Below are 20,221 nucleotides of genomic sequence, written 5' to 3' on the forward strand. Positions count from 1 at the left end.
CTGCCGACCGCCCGGCCATGGATGGCCGGGCCGGGGCATCCGAAGCCGCTCGGATCGCGCCACGGATGGCACAGCCAATGGCGCGTGTCTCACGCCACGCGTCCTTCCCGCCCATGCGAAGATCCTTACATGCCCCTGACGCGTGCCCTCGCCGCTCCGGCCGCAGCCCGCATCCGCCACTGGGTGCTTTCGGCGTTTCCACGCGGGCAGAGCGGGATCGATTACGACCACCCTGCCGGCGACCCCGGACTGTTCGGGCCCGACAGCATCACCTGGCGCGTGCATTCCGATTTTCCCGGCATGCTGTCCGGCGGGCTGTGCGCATTGATGCTGCAGACACTGCACCCGTTGGCGTTGGCCGGCGTGTGGGACCACTCCAATTTCCGCACCGACCTCATCGGGCGCCTGCGCCGCACCACCAATTTCGTCGCCGGCACCACCTACGCCTCGCGATCGGAAGCGCACCGCCTGATCGCGCACGTCGCCGACATCCATCAACAGGTGCACGGCACCCTGCCGGACGGACGCAGCTACCGCGCCGACGACCCGCAGCTGCTGACGTGGGTGCACGTCACCGAGAGCTTCGGATTCCTCGAAGGATTCCGCCGCTATTCCCCGCTCGCCCTGCCCCCGGGCGCGGCCGATCGTTATTACGACGAAGCCCGCCGCGTGGCCGAAGCACTGGGCGCGCGCGACGTGCCCGCGTCCGAAGCACAGGTGCAGGCGTACTTCGAGCGCATCCAGCCGCAACTGCGCTTCGACGGCCGTTCGCGCGAGGTGCTGGACGTTCTGGCGCGGATCGAACTGCCCGTGCCGGCGCGCGGAATCACGCGCGACCTCTTCCTCGGCGCGGGCGCGGCGCTGTTGCCGGACTGGGCGCTGGCCAGCCTGCGGCGTACCGCGTGGCAGAACAGCCAGGCCGCCGTGTCGGCGCGCATGCTGCGTGCGATCGCGCCGCTGTTCCGCATCGCGCTGGATGACGGCGTGGCGCCGCGCGCCTGCCGACGAGTGGGCGTGGCGGCGGACACGTTGGAGCATTGGCCGCGGGCGCGCGCGGCCTAGCCGGCCTCAGGAACTGCAGGACAGCATCGAACACCCTGCGCGTTCGCGCGCCCAGTCGGGGCGTCGTTGCGCATACATCTCGCGACCGGGCTGGTCCTCGTACGGGCGTCGCATGACTTCGAGCAGTTCCGCCACGCCGCCGATGTCGCCCGCCACAGCGCGATCGATTGCCTCCTGCGCCAGATAGTTGCGCAGCACGTAGCGCGGATTGGCCTCGTTCATTCGCGCGCGCCGCACCGCGTAAGGAAGGTCCTGCTGTGCCAGGCGCGCGTCGTAACGCGCCAGCCACTCGCGCAACGCCGGTTCGATGGCCTCGCGCCGGGCCTCGTCGTAGAAGGCGCTCCGCAGCGGCGTGAGGTCGGGCACGCGCGTATCCACGTCCGCCAACCCGCGGAAGAACAGCGTCATGTCGACCTCGCCCTCCACCATCAGGTCCTGCAGGCCCTGCATCAGCACCGTGTCGTCCTCGCGGCACTCGTCCAGCCCGAGTTTGCGTGCGGTGTTGTCGCGGTCGGCCTGCGTATAGGCGTCGACGAAACGACGCAGGCCTTCCTGCAGGGGAGAGACCTCATCGAACAGCAGCGACAGCGAGCCCGCCAGCCGGCCCAGGTTCCAGTAGGCCACCTGCGGCTGTTGGCCGAAGCGGTAGCGACGGTGATGGCGATCGGTGGTGTTGGGCGTCCAGCCGGGGTCGAAGTTGTCGATCCAGCCATAGGGGCCGTAGTCGATGGTGAGGCCCAGGACGGACATGTTGTCGGTGTTCATCACCCCGTGCACGAAACCGACGCGGATCCAGTGCGCCACCATCACGGCGGTGCGCTCGCACACTTCGGCGAACCAGTCCGCGTACAGCGTCTGCCCCCGTCCGCGCAGGTGCGGGAAATCGCGGCGCACGCAGAAGTCGGCCAGCTGGCGAAGCAGTTCGGTGTCATTGCGCGACGCCGGCAGTTCGAAATTGCCGAAACGGATGAACGACGGCGCCACGCGGCACACCACCGCGCCCGGCTCCATCTCCGGATGACCGTCGTAGAACATGTCCCGCTCCACCCATTCGCCCGTGCCGACCAGGCTGAGCGCGCGCGTCGTCGGTACGCCCAGGTGATGCATGGCCTCGCTGCACAGGAATTCGCGGATGGACGAGCGCAGCACCGCGCGGCCGTCGGCGCTGCGAGAGTACGGCGTCAGTCCCGCGCCCTTGAGCTGCAACTCCCAGCGCTCGCCGTCGGCGTTGATCATCTCGCCCAAGGTGATCGCGCGCCCATCGCCGAGCTGGCCCGCCCACTGACCGAACTGATGCCCGCCATAGTTGGCCGCGAACGGTTCCATCCCCGGCAACAGCGCATTGCCGCCGAACACGCGGGCGAATTCCTCCGAGGCCACGTCGGCATCGCTGAAGCCCAGTCGATGCGCCATTTCCGGCGAATGCGCCAACAGGCGCGGCGCGGCGACCGGCGTGGGCTCCACGCGCGAGTACGCGGCCCCGTGGACCTGACGGATGCCGGGGCCGGCGTCGGGATCGCCGGGGAGATCGCGGACGAAACGGTTGTCGAAATGCGGGTTCAGCATGGGAACCAAGGGCTGGGTGCTGAGGCCGAGATGGTGGCGCCGCCGCGCGGGACAAGCGCGAGTCTGCGACGGCGGACGGCGTCGCAGTCGAACCGGGCCGTGCGCCCGTATGCTCTGGTTCATGTCGAACACACGGGGAGCCGATCGCATGACCGAACACCGCCGCACGCACGCCCTTTCGCACCCACCGGCCATGGCCCTGCTGGCCGCCGCGCTTCTGGCCCTTCCGGCCGCAGCGCAGGTTCCGGCGGGAACCCCATCGTGCCGCCTCGTCCAGGCCGGCCACCTGCTCGACCGCCCCGGACATCCGGCGCGCGGGGCCAGCACGCTGCTGGTGTGCGACGGGCGCGTGCAGGGGCTGCGCGACGGCTTCGTCGACGCGACGGCATTCTCCGCGGCTGCCGGCACGCCGGTGATCGATCTTCGCGACCGTTTCGTGCTGCCCGGGCTGATCGACAGCCATGTCCACCTCACCTCGGACAAGGCCGGCGTCGAGGGTCAGCTGGAGGGCGTGGCCAGCGGCGTGGCCGATCACGCCTACGAAGCCGCGGTGAACGCACGCAAGACGCTCGACGCCGGCTTCACCACCGTGCGCAATCTGGGCGACGAGGACGGCGTGACGCTGGCGCTGCGCGATGCAGTGGCCGCGGGCAAGTTGCCCGGGCCGCGCATCGTCGATGCCGGCATGGCCATCTCGACCACCGCCGGTCACATGGACCCCACCCTGGGCTTCCGCGACGAACTGCATGCCGCGCTCGACGTGCACGGCAACACCTGCGATGGCGCCGAGGAATGCCGCAAGGCAGTACGCCGACAGATCGCGCGCGGCGTGGACGTGATCAAGATCGCCACCACCGGCGGCGTCAACAGCCGCATCGGCGCAGGCCTGGGCCAGCAGATGTTCGACGACGAGGCCAAGGCCATCGTCGAGACCGCGCACCTGTACCACAAGAAGGTCGCTGTCCACGCGCACGGCGCCGACGGCATCGCGCTGGCCCTGCGTGCCGGCGCCGATTCGATCGAGCACGGCACGCTGATGGACGATGCCGACCTCAAGCTGCTGCGCCAGACCGGTGCGTACTACGTGCCCACCTTGTCCACGGTCAATGGCTACAAGGAACGCCTGGCGAAGAACCCGGACGCCTACACCGGCGAGGTGCGCAGGAAGATCGAATGGCGCATCGGCATCACCGGCAAGGCGCTGGAACGCGCGGTACCTGCCGGCGTGAAGATCGCCTTCGGCACCGACGCCGGCGTCAGCCTGCACGGCCGCAACGCCGACGAGTTCGAGCTGATGGTCGCCCATGGCATGACGCCCGCGACCGCCATCCAGGCCGCCACCGTCAATGCCGCCGACCTGCTGGGCCTGGCCGATGAAGTGGGCTCGCTCGAAACGGGCAAGCGCGCGGACCTGATCGCGGTGAGTGGCGACCCGTTGAGCGACGTCACCGTGCTCAAGCACGTGGAATTCGTGATGAAGGACGGGCGCGTGGAGAAGGATTCGCGCGGCGGCGCGGGTGCGTCGCCGATCGCGCGCTGAGCGATGAAGCCCCTCTCCCGCCGGGAGAGGGGCGGGCTGAGGGACGGGAACGCGACCGTTTCACCGGAAGGCCATCCGACGCGCAGCGCCTGCGCAACCACGGCAACGACACGCTGGGCAACGCATCCCGAGCCCTTTCCACAGGCGCCCGAAAGGCCCGCTACACGGCCGCCACACGCCGCTGCGTTACACTGTGCAGTCTTCCCGACCGGCGTCTGCCGGCGCTGCCGAGTTCTCCCCCATGAGCGCCGAGTCGCCCAGCTCGAACGATGCCCCGTCCCTGAAATTCACCGATCTCGCCCTGCCCGAGCCTCTGCTCAAGGCGTTGGCGGACGTGGGTTATGAATCCCCTTCACCCATCCAGGCCGCCACCATCCCGCCGCTGCTGGAAGGCCGCGACGTGCTGGGCCAGGCCCAGACCGGTACCGGCAAGACCGCTGCGTTCGCGCTGCCGATCCTGGCGCAGATCGAACCGGGCAAGCACAAGCCGCAGGCGCTGGTGCTGGCGCCCACGCGCGAACTGGCCATCCAGGTGGCCGAAGCCTTCCAGAAGTACGCCCATCACCTGCCCGGTTTCCATGTCCTGCCGATCTACGGCGGCCAGAGCTACTACCCGCAGTTGCAGGCGCTCAAGCGCGGCGTGCAGGTCGTGGTGGGCACGCCCGGCCGCGTGATCGATCACCTTGAACGCGGCTCGCTGGACCTGTCGGAACTGCGCTGCCTGGTGCTGGACGAAGCCGACGAAATGCTGCGCATGGGCTTCATCGACGACGTCGAGGCGGTGCTGAAGAAGACGCCGGAAACGCGCCAGGTGGCGCTATTCTCGGCGACCATGCCGCCGCCGATCCGGCGCATCGCGCAGACCTATCTGAAGGACCCGATCGAGATCGCCATCAAGGCGAAGACGACCACGGCCGCCAACATCCGCCAGCGCTACTGGGCGGTCAGCGGCGTGCACAAGCTCGATGCGATCACCCGCATCCTCGAGGCCGAGCCGTTCGACGCGATGATCGTGTTCGCACGCACCAAGCAGGCCACCGAAGAACTGGCGGAGAAGCTCGCCGCCCGTGGCATCTCGGCCGCTGCCATCAACGGCGATGTGCAGCAGGCGCAGCGCGAGAAGACCATCCAGAACCTCAAGGACGGCAAGATCGACGTGCTGGTCGCCACCGACGTGGCCGCGCGTGGCCTGGACGTGGAGCGCATCAGCCATGTGCTGAACTTCGACATTCCCTACGACACCGAAAGCTACGTCCATCGCATCGGCCGCACCGGCCGCGCCGGGCGCAAGGGCGAGGCGATCCTGTTCGTGACGCCGCGCGAGCGCGGCATGCTGCGCGCGATCGAGCGCGCCACGCGCCAGCCGATCGAGCCGATGGCGCTGCCGACCGTCGAGACGGTCAACGAGCAGCGGGTGAACCGTTTCCTGGGCCGCATCACCTCGGCGATGGAAGGCAACGACCTGGCGCAGTTCCGCGATCTGGTCGAACGTTACGAGCGCGAACAGAACGTGCCGGCGGTGGAGATCGCCGCGGCACTGGCCAAGCTGGTGCAGGGCGACATGCCGCTGCTGCTGGACGTGACCGCCGAACGCCTGCGCCCGCACGCGCAGGCCGGCTTCGAACAGCGCTCGCCGCGCGACGGTGCTCCGCGCGAGCGCCGCGATTCCCGCTTCGACCGCGATGGCGGCCCGCGCGCACCGCGTGAGGCCCGCCCCGAGCGCACCGAACGCCCGGCCCGCACGGAGTGGTCGCATCGCGACGCGACCCCCGCCGCACCGGCCGCTTACGAACGTCCGGTGATCGAGCGCCACGTCGACCGCCCGCAGAACGAGCGCTCGTTCAACGCTGCCGAGTCGGTGTTCGACGACGAGGCTCCGCGCGAACAGGCAAGACCGCCGCGTGAGCCGCGCGAAGCACGCGCGCCGGACGTCGGCATGGAAACCTTCCGCATCGAGGTCGGGCACGTGCATGGCGTGAAGCCGGGCAACATCGTCGGCGCCATCGCCAACGAGGCGGAGCTGGAAAGCCGCTACATCGGCCGCATCGACATCCGCGACGACCACAGCCTGATCGACCTGCCCGAAGGCATGCCGCGCGAGGTCATGGACCACCTCAAGCGCGTGCGCGTGGCGGGCCAGCCGCTGCGCATCAGCCGCGCCGACGAAGGCGGCCACGGTGGTGGTGGCTACGGCGCACAGCGTCCGCACGGCCGCCATGCGCGCGAGTTCGACGGCGGCGAGCGCCGCCCCCCGCGCGGTCCACGTCCGCACGGCGCAGGTCCGCGCAAGCCCTTCAAGCCGCGCTGATCCCCGGCACCGCCCACGCACGAGGCACGGATGCATCTGATTCTGTTCAGCGCTGCGTGCAGCGTGCTGGTGTCGGTGATCCTCAAGCTCGCGCCCCGTAAGAGGCTCGACGTCGCGCAGCTGGTGACGTGGAACTACCTGGCCGCGTCCGTGCTGTGCGCATTGCTGCTGCGGCCGTCGCTGGACGGCCTCGCCCAGCCGGGCACGCCATGGGTGGCCCTGCTGGGGCTGGCGGTGGTGTTGCCCTCGCTGTTCCTCGTGCTGGGCGCCAGCGTGCGCACGACCGGCATCGTCCGAACCGACGTCGCACAGCGCCTGTCGCTGCTGCTTTCGCTGCTGGCTGCATTCACCCTGTTCGGCGAGCGTGCCGACGAGCAGCGCCTGCTGGGACTGATGCTGGGCCTGCTGGCGGTGGCGGGCATCGTCGTGCGGCCCGAGGCGGGCCGTGGCGAGGAAACCGATGCCTCCGGTTGGCACGGCTGGGCGTTGCTGCTCACGGTGTGGGTCGGCTTCGCGCTGGTGGACGTGATGCTCAAGCGCATCGCGCTGGCGGGCACACCGTCCGCCGCGGCGCTGCAGGTCGCCTTCTGCATCGCCTTCGTGCTGATGCTGACATGGCAACTGGTCCGCCACGTGCGCGGCACCGGACGCCTGCAGTGGCGCAACGTCGGTGCAGGCCTGCTGCTGGGGCTGCTGAACTTCGGCAACATCGTCTTCTACGTGCGCGCGCACCAGGCGCTGGCCGACAGCCCCTCGGTGGTGTTCGCCACGATGAACATCGGCGTGGTGGTGCTGGGCACGCTGGTGGGCGTGTTCGCCTTCGGCGAGAAGACCAGCCGCTGGAACCGCCTGGCCATCGTGCTGGCCATCGTCGCCATCGCCATCATCGCGTCCGCGCCACGCGCCTGATCGCTTGAAGGCGCCGACGGATTTGGCATAGTCGGCGCTCGCTCCACGCTCGCCCCGGTCATGCCCCGCCTGCTCGTCTTCCAACACGTCGCCGCCGAACCGCTCGGCACGCTCGACCGGCTCATTCGTCGGCGCGGGCATCGCATCCGTTTCGCGAATTTCGAACGACAGCCGGATCTCGAACCCAACATCGACCGTTACCGCGGACTGGTGGTGCTGGGCGGTCCGATGAACGTGGAAGACCAGGCGCATCGACCGCACCTGCGCACCGAGCTGCTGGCGATCGAACGCATGCTCGAACAGGGCAAGCCGGTGCTGGGCATCTGCCTGGGCGCGCAGTTGCTGGCGCACGTGCTGGGCGCGCCGATACGGCGCCACCACGAGCCGGAGATCGGCTGGTATCCGTTGCGCACCACGCAGGCCGGCCGCGAGGACGCGGTGCTGTCGCCGCTGGGCGAGAGCGCGCCGGTGTTCCAGTGGCATCGCTACAGCTTCGACGTGCCGCGCGAGGCGGTGCACCTGGCGCGCACCGACGGCTGCGAGCAGCAGGCCTTCCGCTACGGCGACAACGCATACGGGTTCCAGTTCCACCTGGAAATGGACGAGGCGCTGATCGAACGCTGGCTGGCCAATCCGGCGTATCGGCACGAACTGGCCGAGCTGGCCGGGCTGGATCCCGAGCGCGCGGACATCACAGCGATCCGCGACCACACGCGGCAGCACATCGCCGGCATGCAGACGCGCGCCGACGAGGTCTTCAACCGGTTCCTGGACCTCATCGGCCGTCCGCAGCGTCGCTACACCCTGCCTTCACGCGAGTGGACCTGAGGATGCGCGGGATGCGCCGCAACCGCCCCTTGGTGTGAAAGCTCTAGACCTCCGGGCGAAGGTGGGCGCATCTCCAGCACACCACTTTCCGAGGGCATGCGCATGGCGAAGTTCAAGAAGGCCACCAAGAAGACGGCATCGACCGGTCGCGGCAAGGCGAGCAAGAGCGACGCACAGGCGCAGGCCGAACACCTGTCGAAGTCGCTGAGCGAATCGGCCCAGCAGATCTGGCTGGCCGGTGTCGGTGCGTTCTCCCGCGCTCAGGCCGAAGGCACCAAGCTGTTCGATGCCCTGATCAAGGAAGGCATGACGCTGGAGCAGACCGCGCGTCGTCTGGCCGGTGGTCAGGCCGATGCCGTACGCGACGTCGTCGGCTCGAAGGTCGGCCAGGCGCGCGAGCGTGCGGTCGATACCTGGGACCGTCTGGAAAAGGTGTTCGAGGACCGCGTGCAGCGCGCGCTGGTCAAGCTGGGCGTGCCCGGCCGCGACGACCTCAACGAACTCAGCCGCCGCGTCGATACCCTGACCGCGGAACTGCGCCGCCAGGGCGGCGCCGCACCGGCCCGCAAGACGGCTGCGCGCAAGGCGCCAGCCAGCAAGGCCGCCAAGGGGCCGGCCGCACGCAAGTCGCCGCGCAAGGCCACCAAGTCGGCCACCTGAGTCATCCGTTTCACCGTCCGGAGACTTGCGCCGGACGTTCAAACAAGCCCGCCAGTCCGCGTTTCCGTATGCTCCCCTCCCCTTACGGTTTCGGACTGGCGGGCTTTCTCATTGCCGGTCGCCTGCCGCCCCACGCCCCGTCGTCGCGTGATGCGCGCCACACGGGCGGCCTTGTCGCTGTCGTATAGTCGCGGGCCTCCGACCTTCCGACTTCCGCATGTCCGACGGCTTCTCCCTGACGATTGCCCTGCTGGTCACCGTGGTACTGGGTGCGCTTGCCACTGCCTTCCTCTGGCTGATGCGACGACGCCAGGCGGAAACCGCCGCCGGTATCGCGGCGCTGGCGGAAATGCGCTGGCGCGAATTCGCCCGCCTCGTCGTCGAGGCGCTGCGCGGACGCGGCTTCGAGGCCGAAGGTATCGACCAGGCACTGGACCGCGGCCCGCAGGCCGAACTCCGACTGCGCCGGGACGGCCAGACCTGGCTGCTGGCATGCCGGGTCGCCAGCGCCCGCTCGCAACTCGGCACGGGCCCGGTGCGTGAGCTGGCTGACGCGGTTCGCGTCAACGCCGCGCAGGGCGGCATCCTTGCAACGCCCGCACGCATCAACGCACCGACACGCAGCGCCGCCTCGCGGCTGGAGCTGTACGACGGCGAAGCGTTGTGGGCGCTGGTCGCGCCAATGCTGCCCAACGCCCTGCGCGACGACATCACTCTGCACGCGCGCAAGCGCAGCGTGCGCGAAACGGCGTTGGCCTGGACGGTGGCGGTGGCGCTCGGCGTGATCGCGGGCCTGGTTCCCGCCTTCGTGGGCGGCCCTGCCGAACCCTCGACCGAACCGGCCGCATCCGAGTCGGCTCCGCCGCCGGCCGAAGCACCTGCGCCCCCCGCCAAGCCTGCAGCCCCCGGCCCCGCACTCGACAGCGCCGCCCCGGCCGACCCGAACCGCGACCAGTTCGAACGCGGCGAAGTCATCCACGCCGTGAGCGTGCTTCCCTGGGTGGAACGCGCCCTGTGGTCGACCAGCTCGACGCTGGTGATCCAGCAACGCGAGGATGTGGACCAGCTGCAGATCGAGGAAATCTGCGCCGTGCTCGCGCGCTACGACGCGTTGCGCGCGTCACGCCTGCAGTTGCAGCCGCCTGCCGGCAGCCAGCGCAAGGTGCGCTTCCTGCAGTGCCGGGCGTACTGACGCACTGATGCCATCTCCCTCACGGGAGATGGCGAACGCGGGCTACCAGTGCACGCCGCGCATCAGCGCCGCGAACGCGATCTGCTCGCTGCTCGGCTTCACCTCGCCCTTCAGCGCCGCCTTGTCGCCGCGCGCGGCGGCCGAATCCGGGAACAGCTCGAAGGCCGTGCTCATGATCACTTCGTAGGCCTTCGGTGCCAGCGCGTTGATCACCGAAGCGAAGATGCCCAGGCGCGTGGCGATGCGGCTGGGCCGCTCGATGATGCCCTTCACCACCAGGTCCGCGGCCTCTTCCGGCGTCAGCGTGGGCACGCTGTCGTACATCTTGGTCGGCGCGATCATCGGCGTCTTCACCAGCGGCATGTTGATGGTGGTGAAGCTGATGCCCTTGCCCGACAGTTCGCCCTGCGCGCAGCGGCTCCACGCATCCAGCGCGGCCTTCGATGCCACGTAGGCCGAGAAGCGCGGTGAGTTGGCGAGCACGCCGATGGAACTGATATTGATGATGTGGCCCTTGCGACGATGGGTCATGCCGGGCAGGAACCCCATGATCAGGCGCAGGCTGCCGAAGTAGTTGAGCTGCATGGTGCGTTCGAAATCGTGGAAGCGGTCGTAGCTGAGCTCGATCGAGCGCCGGATCGAACGCCCCGCGTTGTTGATCAGCACATCGCAACGACCGTGTTCCTCCAGCACCGTCTTCACCAGGCGGTCGCAATCCTCCATGTCGGCCAGGTCCGCGGTGTAGGCGAACACCTTGCCGCCGGCGGCGTTCATCGCGTCGCGGGCCTTGAACAGTTCTTCCTCGCCGCGCGCGACGATGATGGTGATGGCCCCTGCTTCCGCCACGCGCTGCGCGGTGGACAGGCCGATGCCGGAGGACCCGCCGGTGATCACCACCACCTTGTTGCGCACCTTGCCCTTGAGGCTGCGGTCCACGAACAGGTCCGGGTCGAGATGGCGTTCCCAGTAGTCCCACAGCCGCCACGCGTAGGTTTCCAGCGCCGGCACCGAGATGCCGCTGCCCTTCAGTGCGCGCTCGGCCTCGCGGTTGTCGAAGCGCGTGGGATACGTCAGGAACTTCATCACCTGCTTGGGGATCTGGAAATCGCGCAGCAGCATGCCGATGAAGCGTCGAACCGGCGGCAGGTTGGCCACGGCGCCACGCACGCTGCCCGGGATGAAGGCGAACATGCGCGCATCGATGCGCATGGTCATTTCCGGCGAATGGCCGGCGCGCGCGAAGGTGTTGAGCACCTCGCCCACGCGCATGGGTTCGGGGTCGGTGAGGTGGAAGCAGTGGCCGTCCAGGCGCGGCTTGTGCGCGATGTGGTCCATCGCATCGACCACGTAGTCCACAGGCACGATGTTGATGCGTCCGCCTTCCAGGCCGAGCATCGGCATCCACGGCGGCAACATCTGCCGCAGCTTCTTGAGGAAGGTGAAGAAGTAATAAGGGCCGTCGATCTTGTCCATCTCGCCGGTCTGCGAGTGACCGACCACCATGCCGGGACGGTAGATGCGCCACTTCAGCCGCGTTTCCCGGCGCACCAGTCCTTCGGAATCGTGCTTGGTGCGCAGGTACGGGTCTTCCAGGCCTTCGGCCTCATCGAACATGTCCTCTCGGAACACGCCCGGGTACAGGCCGGCGGCGGCGATGGAGCTGGTGTGGTGGAACACGCCGGCCTTGATCGCCGCGGCCAGGTCCAGCGCGTGCTGCGTGCCGTCGAGATTGGCGGCCTTCTGCGCTTCAGGCTTGGCGGTGAGGTCGTAGATCGCGGCGAGGTGGAAGAAGTGCTTGACCTTGCCGGACAGCGCCCGGACCTGCGCGGCGCTGACGCCGCACTTGCCCTGCGTCATGTCGCCTTCCACGACGACCACGCGCTTGGCGTCCCAGCCCATCTTCTTCGCGATGGCATCGAACTTCCGGCGCGAATCCTTGCGCACCAGCACGTACACCGTGCCCTTGCGCTTGAGCAGCTTGCTGACCAGGAAGCGTCCGATGAAGCCGGTGGCGCCCGTGACGAAGTAACTCATGACCTTCTCCCTGACCGTGAGCTGCCGCCGTGCGGCACGTGGCGCCTACGTTGCCAGAGCCGATGCCGGGCCACAATTCCCGCCCGTATTGACCACCCCGACGGTGCGTGAGGTAATGCCGGCACCGTCTGGGTCGCCGGGAGGGGCGCCATCATGTCCGACCTGCAGAACGCATTCGAACAAGCCGCCAAGGATGTACACACGCTCCCGGAGCGTCCCGACAACGACACCCTGCTGCGCCTGTACGCGCTCTACAAACAGGGCTCCGAGGGCGACGTGAGCGGCGCCAAGCCGGGATTCTTCGATTTCGTCGGCACGGCCAAGTACGAAGCGTGGGCCAAGCTCAAGGGCACCAGCCAGGACGACGCCCAGCGCAAGTACGTCGACCTCGTGAAGAAACTGCGCGCCTGACCGCGCGTCCGCCCTCCCCCAGAGCCCCGCGAATCCGATTGATGGCGAAGCAGACGCGCCAGCGCATCCTCGACACCGCATTGACCATGTTCAATGCGCTGGGCGAGCCGAATGTCACCACCAATCACATCGCCGACGAGCTGGAGATCAGCCCGGGCAACCTGTATTACCACTTCCGTAACAAGGACGACATCATCGAGCAGCTGTTCGCGCGCTTCGAAGAGCGCATGGACGCCGCGCTCGCCGCGCCCCAGGGACGGCTGCCCGGGCTGGAGGACGTCTGGCTGCAGTTGCACCTGGTGTTCGAGTGCATCTGGGATTACCGCTTCCTTCACCGCGACCTGGTGGAAATCCTCAGCCGCAACCGCCGCCTGCGCCTGCGTTTCGCCCGCATCCTGCGCCGCGCCGACGAACAGGCGCATACCGTCATGCGCGGCCTGTTGCAGGCCGGCATCCTGCGCGCCTCCAAGGATGAGCTGGCGGCGACCGCCACCAACGTGCTGGTGATCGCCACCTTCTGGCTCAACTACGCCGCCGCGCGGGGCGACAAGGACGAGCACGTCGCGATCCGCGCCGGCATCGTGCAGGTGATGATGCTGCTGGCACCGTTCCTGCGCGACGCCGAACGCGTGCACCTGAACACCCTGACGCGGGCCTACCTCGACTGAGACCGGCCCGCGCGGGCGATCAACCGCCCTTGCGTGCCGTGCGACGAGCTGGCTTGCGTGCCGCGCGACGTGCCTGCGGCTTGGTCGCCTTGCGTGCCTTGCGCGCCGGGCGACGGGTCTTCGGCCCCAGGCCCAGCTTGTCGAGCACCGGCGCCAGGCGCGCCTCGACTTCTGCGCTGAACCGCACGACCGAGGGCTCGACCTGCCCCAGTACCCGCGCACGGGCGGCCTGCGCCAGCTCCTCGACGCGACCCTGCAACCCGGCTGCACGTGCCTGCAGACGGGCGGGCGAAGCCAGCAGTTCGCGCCGCGACACCGCGACCAGGCCAAGGCCGGCCAGCCAGACATGACGCAGCGTGGTTTCGCTCGTCGCACGGGATCTGGGTTTCTTTGCCGCCATGGGGAGACTCCAATGGACCGGGCCAGGCTGGCCGGTTTCACCCGCACTGTCCCGGCCGCCACTGGAGCAAACACACTACCGCCCGCCCCTTGTCAGTCACCGCCCGCAGGCGGGATGCTCCACCCTCCGAGCCGCCGAAAGGACCGCACATGGCCGCCAAATCCAGCTGGGCCGCATTCCCGCACGATGCCAAGGCCTTCGCCTACGCCGGCGACGCCCTCAGGAAGGCATGGCCAAAACTGCACGCCGGCGACACCGAGCCGTTCCCCGATGCCGCGCGCGCCGCCATGCTGATTGCCGCCGCTGGCAAGAACGCGCCCAAGGGCGTCAGTGCCGATGCATTGTCCACGGCCCTTCAGGACGCCTGGCGCGCGTTCCATCACGGCGACTTCAAGACCGCCTTCGACGCCGGACAAGTGCTGGGACCGGTCGGAGCGTCGGTGGCCGTGAAGGCATTGGGCATCCACGCCACCTACCTGGTGGACGACGACGGCGAACGCCTCAAGCGCTTCGAACAGGCTGCCTCCATCGCCGAGACGGCGGTGAAGGCGCTGCCGGACGAGGCGAACAGCCACTACCGCCATGCGTTCGCGCTGGGCCGTTACAGCCAGGGACTGAGCATCGCCAAGGCACTCAAGGCCGGTATCGCCGGAAAAGTCCGCACCGCACTGGAGGCCGCGCTGGACCGTTCGCCCAAGCACGCCGAGGCGCACACCGCGATGGCGCTGTACCACGCCGAGATCATCGGCAAGGTGGGCAGCATGATCGGCGGACTCACTTATGGCGCGAAATCCGCGGAAGCGGAAAAGCACATCGCCGCCGCGCTCAAGCTGACGCCGCAATCGCCCATCGCCCACATCGAACACGGCAACGTGCTCATGCTTCTCCACGGCGACAAGAAGGAGGCTGCAGCGGCCGGCGAATACGAGAAGGCGGCAAAGCTCAAGCCGCTGGACGCGATGGAAGCATTGGACGCCGCCTACGCGGCGTCGCAGCTGGAGTAACGAAGCAGCGCCACCTCCTGCTGCATCACGAATCCGGCGGCAGCAGTCCGCGCTCGCGTGCGATGCGCGGAAGCGCCGCGGTCGTACGCGCGCCAAGCTTCGCCATGAGACTGGTGCGATGGCGATAGAGCGTTTTGACGCTGATACCCAGATCCGCGGCGATCGCCTTGGGCGGAAGCTCCGAAAGCAGGCCCCGCAGGGTTTCCTGTTCCCGTTGGGTCAGGCCGAAGGTCTTGGGCCTTTCGACAGCCCGGCTCACGTCGCTGGACAGGGCAGTTCCGCCAGCCATGACGCAGTCGAGGACGTCGACCAGTTCCCCCATCGCCGTCGCCTTGGTCACGTATCCCTGGGCGCCGTGGTCGAGGGCGCGCATCACCACACCCGGATCGGCGTGCATGCTCACCACGACGCGGCGCACATCGGGCAGCATGCGCGCAAAGTCGCGCAACAAGGCGAAGCCGCCATCCGGATTGCCCAGGCTGAGGTCCACGACCGCCACATCGGCCTGGCGTGTGCGAGCCAGTTGCACGGCCTGCGCGGCCTCCCCCGTCTCGGCGACCACGCGATACGACGGCGAGGCCTGGAACAGGCGTTTGAAACCTTCACGGATGATGGCGTGGTCGTCGATCAGGAGGATTCGGATCATGAAGACATTTTCGCGAACTGCCGGTCGCCGGAAACACGGGAGCATTCCGATTTTCGGTCGCAGGGCCGCACGCCCCGCAGCGCCGCACTCGACGCGGACCTGTTGCCAACCCGACCGCTCCCTGGTGTATACTGCGCAGCCCTTACGGGCGGTTAGCTCAGCGGTAGAGCACTGCTTTCACACGGCAGGGGTCACAAGTTCGAAACTTGTACCGCCCACCAACTTAAGGTCGCGTAACGCTTTTTCCCGCTTGCGGGCGGAATGAGCGCAAAACGCATCAACCTCGCTGCCGCAGCGAGCGCAAAGCCACCGGCCACGCCGGTGGCTTTGTCGTTTCTGGAATTGGCCAACGCCTACACAGCGCGCAACTTGGCCGCCGGCTTGGGTACGCGTCTGCGCAAATGGGTCGACCATCTGGGCGACCCAGATTTCACTCGCTGCGATAAGTCGCGCAAACGCTAGGCCACCGCACGCCGCGCGTTGCGTCGAAGCACCTGCGGCGGGTGGCCGAATGCGCGCAGGAATGCGCGCCGCATCCGCTCGATGTCGGCGAATCCGGTTTCCACCGCAACCTCGCCCATGGAATGCCGCCCCTGCTCGATCATCACGCGCGCCGCTTCCACACGCATATTCTCGACGGCCTTCGCGGGCGACTGACCCGTCTCGGCGCGAAATGCGCGACTGAACTGGCGCGGACTCAAATGCGCCGCACCGGCCAGTTCCTCGACCGTCAACGCGGCAGTGAGATGACTGCGTGCGTAACTCAGTGCGCTCTGGATGCGGTCGCTCTTCGCATCCAGTTCCAGCAGTGCTGAATGCTGCGATTGGCCGCCACCGCGCCGGTGATATACGACCAGCTTCTGCGCCACCGCACGCGCGAGTTCTACGCCGAAGTCTTTCTCGATCATGCCCAGCGCCAGGTCGATGCCGGCGCTCATGCCCGCCGAGGTCCACAGCGCACCGTCGATGATGAAGATGCGGTCGTCTTCGACGACGGCCTTTGGGAATTGCGCCTGCAGGTTGCGCGAATGGAACCAGTGCGTGGTCACACGCTTTGCGTCCAGCAGCCCCGCCTCGCCAAGGATGAAGGCGCCCGTGCAGACGGACGCGATGCGCCGCACCGACTGCGCCGCCTTGCGGATCTGCTTCACCAGACCGGGGCTGGAGGCCTGGGGATGCAGCAAGCCCGTCACGATCAGCGTGTCGACTTTCGCACGTGACAGCACGCGCGTTTCAAGTGGAATACCAAGCGAATTGGTGACCGGCCCGCCGTGTTCGGACAGCACGCGGATCTCGTACAGGGGTTCGCCGGCCGTGGTGTTGGCCAGCTCGAACGCCGATATCGCGGCCAGCCCCATGATCTGGAACCCCGGGGGCGTGACGAATCCGATGGTGAGCATGGGGGCGCTCCGGTGACCGGACAGGGCATGTCCTGAAACGAGGTATATACGACATTTAAGACATCGGCAAGGACGCCTACATTTCCAGTCGCCCGGCAAACCCGCCGCTCACCTGGAAGCGCCATGAAGACCCCCATTCATCAAGGCACCGCCCTCATCACCGGTGCGTCTTCCGGCATCGGCGCGATCTACGCCGACCGTCTCGCCCGCGCCGGATACGACCTGATCCTGGTCGCACGTCGTGCCGACCTGCTCCGCTCGCTCGCGCAGGACCTGACCACCCGCACCGGCCGTTCGGTCGAAACACTGACGGCCGACCTGACCCGGGCCGACGACCTCGCCCGCGTCGAATCCGTGTTGCGCACCGATGCCAGCATCACGTTACTTGTGAACAACGCCGGTGTCGGCGCGACCGCGCCGCTGCTGCAGTCGGACGTCGCCGAGATGGATCGCATGATCGCGCTCAACGTCAGCGTCCCGATGCGCTTGGCCTACGCCGCCGCGCCGGCGTTCGTCGCCCGCGGCTCGGGCACCATCATCAACATCGCCTCCATCGTCGCGCTGCAGCCGGAACTGCTGAACGGTGTCTACGGCGGCAGCAAGGCATTCGTGCTGGCCCTTTCGCAGTCGCTGCAGCACGAACTGGCCGACAAGGGCGTGCGCGTGCAGGCGGTGCTGCCCGGCGCCACCGCGACCGGCTTCTGGAACGTCGCCGGCCTGCCGATCGAGAACCTGCCGCAGGAGATGGTCATGTCGGCTGAAGACATGGTCGATGCCGCGCTCGCAGGCCTGGCGATGGGCGAGACGGTGACCATCCCCGCCCTGCCCGACATCGCCGACTGGAACGCGCTGGAAACCGCACGCAACGCGCTTCGCCCAGGCCTGTCGCGCACCTCGCCCGCCGCGCGCTACCGCGTCGCGCGCGCCGCATGACCGATGCCGGAACTCCGGCGCTTGCCGAATGCGCCGGAGTTCGAACACGCGACCTCGCCATGAACGCCACTGTCACCGCCGCAATCGCAACCACCCCCACGCCGAAGTTCGGACGCATCGTTCCGACCGCGCTCGCCGGTGCGTTCTTCGCCAACCTCGCCAACCAGTTCACCAGCGCGCACCTGGCCGACATCCAGGGCGGTCTTGGCGTGTCGGCCGATGAAGCGTCCTGGATCACGACGATCTACACGATGGCCAGCTTCATCGGCATCGTCCTGTCGCCCGTACTGGTCCGCGCGTTCGGCCTGCGCCGCTACTTCGCAGGTGCCGCGCTGGTGTTCGCCGCGACGGCGTGGGCAGCGTTCGCGTCCACGACCTTGCCGGCGGTGCTGGTCGCGCGTGCGATACAGGGTGTCGCCGGCGGTTCGTTCGGTCCAATCGCTTTCGTGGCGATCTTCGCGCTGTGGAAAGGGCCTCGCGTGACGGGCGGGCTCGCGCTGCTGGCCGCCGTGCTGCTGCTTCCCGCCAGCGCCGGCCCGATCCTCGCCGCACCCATCGAAGCGGCGTTCGGATGGCGTGCGTTGTTCCTGGTCCAGTCGATAATCGCGGTCGGCCTACTCAGTGCGGGCTTGGCGTGGATGCCGGTTGCGCCCGTGAACCGCGACGCTTTCAAGACGCATTGGCCCGCCGTGACGCTGCTCGCACTGGGGCTGGCCTCACTGGTCCTGGTGCTCAGCCAGGGCACGCGCCGATTCTGGTTCGAAGACGACCTCATCGCCATCGCCGCCAGCGTGAGTATCGGCGCGTGGCTCGGCTTCGCGGTACTGCATCGCTATTCACCAACGCGCATTCTCGACATCGGACTGCTGCTTCGCCGCGAGTTCGGCCTTCCTATCCTGCTGAACCTGATCTTCCGCGCCAGCTTCACCGTTACCGCGTACTTGATACCGCTGCTGCTCACACTGACGCAGGGCTACCGCCCCCTGGAGACCGCGCAGTTGCTGTGGTGGTGCCTGTTGCCGCAGGTCATTGCGTTCCCGCTGGCGTGGCATCTGCTCGCGCGCATCGATGGGCGCAAGGTGATGTTCGCCGGACTACTGCTGTGCGCCGTCGCCACGCTGCTTGCTACCTCTTCGACCAGCCAGGCCGCGGGCGAGCAACTTCATGCGAGCCTGCTGCTGCTGGGCATCGGGCAGATGTTCTTTCTCGTTCCGGCGCTGCTGTCCGGCGCCAGCACGCTCGGTCCGGCGGACGGCCCCACCGCCACCGTCGCGTTCAATGCGACGACGCTAGGCGGAACTACGCTCGGTACGGGCCTCGTTTCGCAGTTCACCACGCAGCGCGAGAAGTTCCATTCCAGCGTGCTGGTCGAACAGGTGAGCTCGCTCCACGCATCCGCGTCCGACCGCCTGTCCTCGCTCGGCGGCCTGCTCAACGCCCGCCTTGGCGAACAGGAGGACAACCTCGCTCGCGCCCTCGCGCAGGCCGCGTCCGTCGTGCGGCGCGAGGCGTGGGTGTTGTCCATCAACGACGCCTTCCTCCTGGTGGGCGCAGGATTGCTGGCGTCCCTGTGCCTGGTCGCCTTCATGCGTCCAAGCCACGTCCGCCCCTCGCTGGCGGGAGAATCCCCATGAAATCCCGAATCGTCACCTTCATTGGCCTACTCGTGGCCGTCATCGCCACGGCCGGTGCGTCCGCCGTCATCCGCCCGGGCAGTGTCGTGCAGTCGTGGGATCGCCACTACACCGACAATGCCTTCGTGCGCGGCGACATCACGCAGATCAGTCCGAAGGTATCAGGACACGTCGTGCGCGTTGCGGTGAAGGACAACCAGAACGTGAAGGCCGGCGAGCTGCTGTTCCAGATCGACGACCGTGACTATCGCGCGCGATTGCTACAGGCGCGCGCCGCGCTCGCGGCACGACAGGCGGCGGTCGGCAATCTGGATGCGCAACTGAAGTTGCAACGCGCGTCGATCGAACAGGCGCAGGCGTCGGTGAGCGAGGCCTCGGCCGAAGCCGCACGCAGCGATCGTGATTCCATCCGCGCGCGCGCTTTGGCGAAGGACCAGCTCATCGCCGCATCGCAGCTGGATCAGCTGGTGTCTTCGGCGCAGATTGCCTCAACGCGTGTCGTCGAGACGCGCGCCGGCCTGGGCGCGGCGATGCAGCGCATCGGCGTGCTCGAAAGCCAGCGCCCGCAGCTGGAAGCCGATATCCGCGCCGCCGAAGCCGCGGTCGCACTCGCCGAGCTCGATGTGGAAAGCACGACGGTGCGCGCGCCGGTGGATGGCCGCGTGAGCGAACGCATCGCGCGCGTGGGCCAGTATGTCCGCTCCGGCTCACCGCTGATCGCGCTGGTCGCGTCGGATGTCTGGGTCGTGGCGAACTTCAAGGAAACGCAGCTTGAAGGCATTCAGCCCGGCGCGCCGGTGGAAGTCGCGGTCGATGCCGTGCCAGGAGCCCGCTTCCACGGCCGCGTCGAGAGCCTCTCGCCGGCGAGCGGTGCGCAGTTCGCCCTGCTTCCGCCGGACAATGCAACCGGCAACTTCACCCGAATTGCACAACGCGTTCCCGTGCGCATCGCCCTGCTCGACGACGGAGCGCAGCTTGCCAGCCTGCGTCCTGGCATGTCGGCGACGGTGCGCATCCACTGAGCGG

General features: G+C 68.1%; 19 protein-coding genes and 1 tRNA gene. 15 read left to right on the forward strand and 5 right to left on the reverse strand.

Annotation, left to right across the window (positions count from 1 at the left end):
• The first annotated feature begins 129 nt into the window (after nucleotides 1-129).
• On the forward strand, nucleotides 130-1,062 hold the full coding sequence (locus QLQ15_RS14605; protein ID WP_283213493.1) for an oxygenase MpaB family protein: 933 nt from the start codon (nucleotides 130-132) through the stop codon (nucleotides 1,060-1,062).
• Nucleotides 1,063-1,068: 6 nt separating this feature from the next.
• Here the strand turns inward: QLQ15_RS14605 and QLQ15_RS14610 are convergent, their stop codons facing one another.
• Entirely contained in the window at nucleotides 1,069-2,628 is a 1,560-nt protein-coding gene (locus tag QLQ15_RS14610) for a protein adenylyltransferase SelO (RefSeq protein ID WP_283213494.1), read from the reverse strand.
• A gap of 148 nt (nucleotides 2,629-2,776) precedes the next feature.
• Between QLQ15_RS14610 and QLQ15_RS14615 the strand changes: the two genes are divergently transcribed.
• From QLQ15_RS14615 to QLQ15_RS14640, 6 genes are all read left to right on the forward strand, one after another.
• Nucleotides 2,777-4,168, forward strand: a complete 1,392-nt coding sequence (locus QLQ15_RS14615; RefSeq protein ID WP_283213495.1) for a metal-dependent hydrolase family protein — start codon at nucleotides 2,777-2,779, stop codon at nucleotides 4,166-4,168.
• 241 nt (nucleotides 4,169-4,409) lie between these two features.
• The gene (locus QLQ15_RS14620; RefSeq protein WP_283213496.1) at nucleotides 4,410-6,476 is read left to right on the forward strand and encodes a DEAD/DEAH box helicase; all 2,067 of its coding nucleotides are present in this window, start codon (nucleotides 4,410-4,412) and stop codon (nucleotides 6,474-6,476) included.
• Between the two features lie 30 nt (nucleotides 6,477-6,506).
• On the forward strand, nucleotides 6,507-7,385 hold the full coding sequence (locus QLQ15_RS14625; RefSeq protein WP_283213497.1) for an EamA family transporter: 879 nt from the start codon (nucleotides 6,507-6,509) through the stop codon (nucleotides 7,383-7,385).
• Nucleotides 7,386-7,445: 60 nt separating this feature from the next.
• A complete protein-coding gene (locus QLQ15_RS14630; RefSeq protein WP_283213498.1) occupies nucleotides 7,446-8,213 on the forward strand; it encodes a type 1 glutamine amidotransferase in 768 nt (255 codons plus the stop codon).
• Between the two features lie 102 nt (nucleotides 8,214-8,315).
• Entirely contained in the window at nucleotides 8,316-8,873 is a 558-nt protein-coding gene (locus QLQ15_RS14635; protein ID WP_283213499.1) for a phasin family protein, read from the forward strand.
• Between the two features lie 217 nt (nucleotides 8,874-9,090).
• Nucleotides 9,091-10,065 (forward strand): restriction endonuclease, encoded by a 975-nt coding sequence (locus QLQ15_RS14640; RefSeq protein ID WP_283213500.1) that lies wholly within the window; start codon nucleotides 9,091-9,093, stop codon nucleotides 10,063-10,065.
• A 42-nt stretch (nucleotides 10,066-10,107) separates the two neighbouring features.
• On the opposite strand, the gene QLQ15_RS14645 is transcribed toward QLQ15_RS14640, so the two are convergent.
• The gene (locus QLQ15_RS14645; protein ID WP_283213501.1) at nucleotides 10,108-12,099 is read right to left on the reverse strand and encodes an SDR family oxidoreductase; all 1,992 of its coding nucleotides are present in this window, start codon (nucleotides 12,097-12,099) and stop codon (nucleotides 10,108-10,110) included.
• A gap of 153 nt (nucleotides 12,100-12,252) precedes the next feature.
• Here QLQ15_RS14645 and QLQ15_RS14650 point away from each other — a divergent pair, with 153 nt between their 5' ends.
• The gene (locus QLQ15_RS14650; RefSeq protein ID WP_283213502.1) at nucleotides 12,253-12,510 is read left to right on the forward strand and encodes an acyl-CoA-binding protein; all 258 of its coding nucleotides are present in this window, start codon (nucleotides 12,253-12,255) and stop codon (nucleotides 12,508-12,510) included.
• A gap of 41 nt (nucleotides 12,511-12,551) precedes the next feature.
• Nucleotides 12,552-13,178, forward strand: coding sequence for a TetR/AcrR family transcriptional regulator (locus tag QLQ15_RS14655; protein WP_283213503.1), 627 nt, complete (start codon nucleotides 12,552-12,554; stop codon nucleotides 13,176-13,178).
• Between the two features lie 19 nt (nucleotides 13,179-13,197).
• On the opposite strand, the gene QLQ15_RS14660 is transcribed toward QLQ15_RS14655, so the two are convergent.
• Complete coding sequence (locus tag QLQ15_RS14660) at nucleotides 13,198-13,578, reverse strand: hypothetical protein (protein ID WP_283213504.1); 381 nt, start codon at nucleotides 13,576-13,578, stop codon at nucleotides 13,198-13,200.
• A gap of 149 nt (nucleotides 13,579-13,727) precedes the next feature.
• On the opposite strand from QLQ15_RS14660, the gene QLQ15_RS14665 reads away from it, so the two are divergent.
• A complete protein-coding gene (locus QLQ15_RS14665; protein ID WP_283213505.1) occupies nucleotides 13,728-14,582 on the forward strand; it encodes a hypothetical protein in 855 nt (284 codons plus the stop codon).
• A gap of 25 nt (nucleotides 14,583-14,607) precedes the next feature.
• On the opposite strand, the gene QLQ15_RS14670 is transcribed toward QLQ15_RS14665, so the two are convergent.
• Nucleotides 14,608-15,273, reverse strand: coding sequence for a response regulator transcription factor (locus QLQ15_RS14670; protein WP_283213506.1), 666 nt, complete (start codon nucleotides 15,271-15,273; stop codon nucleotides 14,608-14,610).
• A 101-nt stretch (nucleotides 15,274-15,374) separates the two neighbouring features.
• Here QLQ15_RS14670 and QLQ15_RS14675 point away from each other — a divergent pair.
• A tRNA-Val gene (locus QLQ15_RS14675) sits at nucleotides 15,375-15,449 on the forward strand.
• Between the two features lie 40 nt (nucleotides 15,450-15,489).
• The gene (locus QLQ15_RS14680; RefSeq protein WP_283213507.1) at nucleotides 15,490-15,690 is read left to right on the forward strand and encodes a hypothetical protein; all 201 of its coding nucleotides are present in this window, start codon (nucleotides 15,490-15,492) and stop codon (nucleotides 15,688-15,690) included.
• Here QLQ15_RS14680 and QLQ15_RS14685 read toward each other — a convergent pair.
• Nucleotides 15,687-16,628 carry a GlxA family transcriptional regulator gene (locus QLQ15_RS14685; RefSeq protein WP_283213508.1) on the reverse strand — a complete coding sequence of 314 codons (942 nt, stop codon included), beginning with the start codon at nucleotides 16,626-16,628 and terminating at the stop codon, nucleotides 15,687-15,689. The two genes, QLQ15_RS14680 and QLQ15_RS14685, sit on opposite strands and share 4 nt — an antisense overlap.
• Before the next feature lie 123 nt (nucleotides 16,629-16,751).
• Between QLQ15_RS14685 and QLQ15_RS14690 the strand changes: the two genes are divergently transcribed.
• Genes QLQ15_RS14690 through QLQ15_RS14700 form a run of 3 tightly spaced genes read left to right on the forward strand, consistent with a single transcriptional unit; the run spans nucleotide 16,752 to nucleotide 20,217 of the window.
• Nucleotides 16,752-17,561: an SDR family NAD(P)-dependent oxidoreductase gene (locus tag QLQ15_RS14690; protein WP_283213509.1), complete on the forward strand. Its 810-nt coding sequence runs from the start codon at nucleotides 16,752-16,754 to the stop codon at nucleotides 17,559-17,561.
• 59 nt (nucleotides 17,562-17,620) lie between these two features.
• Nucleotides 17,621-19,195, forward strand: coding sequence for an MFS transporter (locus QLQ15_RS14695; RefSeq protein ID WP_283213510.1), 1,575 nt, complete (start codon nucleotides 17,621-17,623; stop codon nucleotides 19,193-19,195).
• Nucleotides 19,192-20,217, forward strand: coding sequence for an HlyD family secretion protein (locus tag QLQ15_RS14700; protein WP_283213511.1), 1,026 nt, complete (start codon nucleotides 19,192-19,194; stop codon nucleotides 20,215-20,217). Before QLQ15_RS14695 ends, QLQ15_RS14700 begins: the two co-directional genes overlap by 4 nt.
• The last annotated feature ends 4 nt before the right edge of the window (nucleotides 20,218-20,221 follow it).

It is taken from the genome of Lysobacter stagni (genome assembly GCF_030053425.1).
Classification (GTDB): Bacteria; Pseudomonadota; Gammaproteobacteria; order Xanthomonadales; family Xanthomonadaceae; genus Lysobacter_J; species Lysobacter_J stagni.